At 64.5% G+C, this 4,387-nt stretch carries 4 protein-coding genes and 1 pseudogene; all 5 read left to right on the top strand.

The features are described from left to right. The first annotated feature begins 48 nt into the window (after positions 1–48). Positions 49–1,612 (top strand): annotated as a pseudogene (gene lepA, locus AC1DOC_RS23725) (translation elongation factor 4). A 9-nt stretch (positions 1,613–1,621) separates the two neighbouring features. Further along, the gene (gene lepB, locus AC1DOC_RS23720) at positions 1,622–2,587 is read left to right on the top strand and encodes a signal peptidase I (protein WP_012746545.1); all 966 of its coding nucleotides are present in this window, start codon (positions 1,622–1,624) and stop codon (positions 2,585–2,587) included. A 31-nt stretch (positions 2,588–2,618) separates the two neighbouring features. Then, on the top strand, positions 2,619–2,987 hold the full coding sequence (locus AC1DOC_RS23715) for a DUF4845 domain-containing protein (RefSeq protein WP_027729515.1): 369 nt from the start codon (positions 2,619–2,621) through the stop codon (positions 2,985–2,987). A gap of 17 nt (positions 2,988–3,004) precedes the next feature. Continuing rightward, the gene (rnc, locus tag AC1DOC_RS23710; RefSeq protein WP_478130610.1) at positions 3,005–3,691 is read left to right on the top strand and encodes a ribonuclease III; all 687 of its coding nucleotides are present in this window, start codon (positions 3,005–3,007) and stop codon (positions 3,689–3,691) included. Positions 3,692–3,698: 7 nt separating this feature from the next. Continuing rightward, a partial coding sequence (gene era, locus AC1DOC_RS23705) for a GTPase Era (RefSeq protein WP_478130609.1) occupies positions 3,699–4,387 on the top strand: 689 nt, incomplete at its 3' end.

Below are 4,387 nucleotides of genomic sequence, written 5' to 3'. Positions count from 1 at the left end.
GTCGCACTCTGCGCACGAGCCAATTCAAGTACTTAAGCGTTCCCGTTGATGAATCACATCAGAAATTTTTCGATCATTGCGCACATCGACCACGGCAAGTCGACGCTCGCGGACCGTTTGATCCAGCGTTGCGGCGGCCTCGCGGAACGCGAGATGGAAGCACAGGTGCTCGACTCGATGGACATCGAAAAAGAGCGTGGGATAACCATCAAGGCGCAGACCGCCGCGCTGCACTACAAGGCACTCGATGGGCAGGTCTACAACCTCAATCTGATCGACACGCCGGGCCACGTCGACTTCTCTTATGAAGTGAGCCGCTCGCTGTCGGCGTGCGAAGGCGCGCTGCTCGTGGTCGATGCATCGCAGGGCGTCGAAGCGCAGACCGTGGCCAACTGCTACACCGCGCTCGACCTCGGCGTCGAGGTGGTGCCGGTGCTCAACAAGATGGATCTGCCCAACGCGGACCCCGACAACGCGCGCAGCGAAATCGAGGACGTGATCGGCATCGACGCGACCGATGACGCCGGCCAACGAACCGCGCGCATCGCTCGAGGCCGGCGAGGTGGGCTACATCATCGCGGGCATCAAGGAGCTGCAGGCCGCCAAGGTCGGCGACACCGTGACGCTGATCAAGCCGGGCACGGGCGGTGCGGCCGCGACCGCCACCGAGGCGCTGCCGGGCTTCAAGGAAATCCAGCCGCAGGTGTTTGCCGGCCTCTATCCGACCGAGGCCAGCGAGTACGACTCGCTGCGCGACGCGCTCGAAAAGCTCAAGCTCAACGATTCGTCGCTGCGCTACGAGCCCGAGGTGAGCCAGGCGCTGGGCTTCGGCTTCCGCTGCGGCTTTCTCGGCCTGCTGCACATGGAGATCGTGCAGGAGCGCCTGGAGCGCGAGTTCGACCAGGACCTGATCACGACCGCGCCGAGCGTGGTCTACCAGGTGGTGCGCAACGACGGCGAAGTCATCATGGTCGAGAACCCGTCCAAGATGCCCGACGTCGGCAAGATGAGCGAGATCCGCGAGCCGATCGTCACCGTTCACCTCTACATGCCGCAGGAATACGTCGGTGCGGTGATGACGCTGGCCAACCAGAAGCGCGGCGTGCAGATGAACATGGCCTACCACGGCCGCCAGGTCATGCTGACCTACGAGATGCCGCTCGGCGAAATCGTGCTCGACTTCTTCGACAAGCTCAAGTCGGTGAGCCGCGGCTATGCCTCGATGGACTATGAGTTCAAGGAATATCGCGCGTCCGACGTGGTCAAGGTCGACATCCTTCTGAACGGCGAGAAGGTCGACGCGTTGTCGATCATCGTGCACCGCAGCCAGTCGCAGTACCGCGGCCGGGCGGTGGTCTCGAAGATGCGCGAGATCATTTCGCGCCAGATGTTCGACGTTGCCATCCAGGCCGCCATCGGGGTCAACATCATTGCGCGTGAGACAATCAAGGCGCTGCGCAAGAACGTTCTTGCCAAGTGCTACGGCGGCGACATCACCCGCAAGAAGAAGCTGCTCGAGAAGCAGAAGGCGGGCAAGAAAAGAATGAAGCAGATCGGCTCCGTCGAGGTCCCGCAAGAGGCCTTCCTCGCGATTCTGCAAGTCGAAGACTGATCTCAAAAAATGGCATTCATCACTTCCCTGGTCCTCGCGGCCTTTGCCGGCTATGTCGGTGCCTGGTACTTTGGCGCCATCGAGGGCAATTTCGCGCTCCTGCTGTTCCTGGCGACGGTGGTCACCGGCCTGTACTGGCTGGCCGAGCGTTTCTACTTCCTGCCGCGGCGCGAGCGCGCCGCCGCGGCGCTCGAGGCCTCCCTGAGCGAGCGCAACGCGCGCCTGGCCGGGCAAGGCATCACGCAGGTCGACACCGTCGACGCCAAGGCCAGCGAGCGCCTGCTGATGCAGCCCTGGTGGCTCGACTGGACCGCGGGGCTGTTCCCGGTGATCCTGGTGGTGTTCCTGCTGCGCTCGTTCCTGTACGAGCCCTTCAAGATTCCGTCGGGTTCGATGATGCCGACGCTGCTCACGGGCGACCTGATCCTGGTGAACAAGTTCACCTACGGCCTGCGCCTGCCGGTCATCAACACCAAGATCACCGACGGCACGCCGCTGGCGCGCGGCGACGTGGTGGTGTTCCGCTATCCGCCCAAGCCGAGCATGGACTACATCAAGCGCGTGGTCGGCATCCCGGGCGACGAAGTGGCTTACCTGAACAAGAAGCTCACCATCAACGGCCAGCCGGTCTCCAAGACCCCGATGCCCGACTACCTCGACAGCGAGTCGATGCGCCTGCTCCGGCAGTTCAACGAAGACCTCGGCGGCAAGCAGCACAGGCTGCTCAACGACGATGCCGGTCCGGCTTTCGTCCAGGGTGCCAGCGACTTCCCGTACCGCGAGAACTGCCGCTACTCCGTCGAAGGCGTGGTCTGCAAGGTGCCGGCCGGCAACTACTTCATGATGGGCGACAACCGCGATAATTCGGCGGACTCGCGTTTCTGGGGCTTCGTTCCGGACAAGAACATCGTGGGCAGGGCGTTCTTCGTCTGGATGAACTTCGGCGACCTGGGTCGCATCGGTCCATTCCAATAAGCAGTCAGCATTGTTCGAGGGGTAAGAGGGCATGAGAACAAATCGGTCCATCCGCAGCAGGGCCGCGCACCAGCGCGGCATCTCGTTCATCGGTCTGGTGTTCGTCGCCGTGGTGCTGGGTTGCGTCGGCGTCGTCGTCGCGCAGGTCATCCCGACGCTGATCGAATGGCAGGCCATCGACAAGGCCGCCAACAAGGCCAAGGAAGGCACCACCGTGCCCGAAGTGCGCGCGATCTTCGACCGGGCCCAGGCCATCGACGACTTCCAGTCGGTCTCGGGCAAGGACCTCGACATCAAGAAGGTCGGCGACAAGGTGGTCGTCTCGTATGCCTACGAGCGCGAGATTCCCTTGTTCGGGCCGGCCTACCTGGTGCTCAAGTACAAGGGCCAGACCCGCTGAACGCGGCGACACGCAAGGTGGACGGCGGCCTCACGGCGCTGCAGGAGCGCCTCAAGCATTCGTTCTCCGACACGCGGCTGCTCCAGCTCGCGCTCRCGCACCGCAGTTTTTCGGCCGACCACAACGAGCGCCTCGAATTTCTCGGCGACTCGGTGCTCAACCTCGCGGTCTCGCACCTGCTCTACACCCGCCTCTCGGCCCTGCCCGAGGGCGACCTGTCGCGCGTGCGGGCCAACCTGGTCAAGCAGGACACCCTGCACCGCTTGGCGCTGGAGCTGCAACTGTCGCCGCTGCTGCGGCTCGGCGAGGGCGAGGCGCGCTCCGGCGGGCCCAACCGGCCCTCGATCCTGGCCGACGCGCTCGAGGCGCTGATCGGCGCGGTCTACCTCGACGCCGGCTTTTCGGCCGCCGAGGCGCTGGTGCGGCGGCTCTACGAGTCGGTCGAGATCAATCCGCGCATGGACGCGGTGGCCAAGGATCCGAAGACCGAATTGCAGGAATGGCTGCAGGGTCACAAAATGAAGCTGCCGGTGTACCGCGTGGCGGCCACGCTCGGCGCAGCGCACAAGCAGACCTTCGATGTCGAGTGCGAGGTGCCGGAGCTGGGCCTGCGCGAACGCGGCATCGGTGGTTCGCGGCGCGCCGGCGAGCAGGCTGCCGCGGCGGCCATGTTGATCCGGCTCAAGGCACGCGGGGCCGCGTGAAATCAGAATGAACGACGCTATCAAATCAGCAGCAGACTCCCAGGGCCCGGCGGGCGATACGGGCGCAAGCGGCCCACAGCACTGCGGCCTGATCGCCATCGTCGGCAAGCCCAATGTGGGCAAGTCGACGCTGCTCAATGCGCTGGTGGGCCAGAAGATCAGCATCACCTCGCGCAAGGCGCAGACCACGCGGCACCGCATCACGGGCATGCGCACGCTGGACGCCACGCAGTTCGTGTTCGTCGACACGCCGGGCTTCCAGACCCTGCATGCCAACGCGCTCAACAAGTCGCTCAACAAGACCGTGCAGGGCGCGGTCGGCGACGTGGACCTGATCCTCTTCGTGGTGGAAGCCGGCAGTTTCACGCCGGCCGACGAGCGGGTGCTCAAGCTGCTCGGCAAGGGCATTCCGACCGTGCTGCTCGCCAACAAGCTCGACAACGTGCACCGCCGCGGCGACATCGCGCCCTGGCTGCAGACCATGCAGGCGAAGCACTCCTTCGCCGAGTTCGTGCCGATGTCGGCCAAGAATGCCAAGGATGTCGAGCGCCTGTTCGGCATCTGCGAGAAGTACCTGCCCGAGCAGCCCTGGTTCTATGCCGAGGACGAGCTCACCGACCGCAGCGAGAAGTTCCTCGCGGGCGAGCTGGTGCGCGAAAAACTGTTCCGCCTGACCGGCGACGAACTGCCCTACAC

The sequence above is a fragment of the Variovorax sp. 01T439_2 genome (assembly GCF_056398445.1).
Note: the sequence above shows the minus strand (reverse complement) of the source record. Positions and strands in the feature narration are given on the sequence as shown.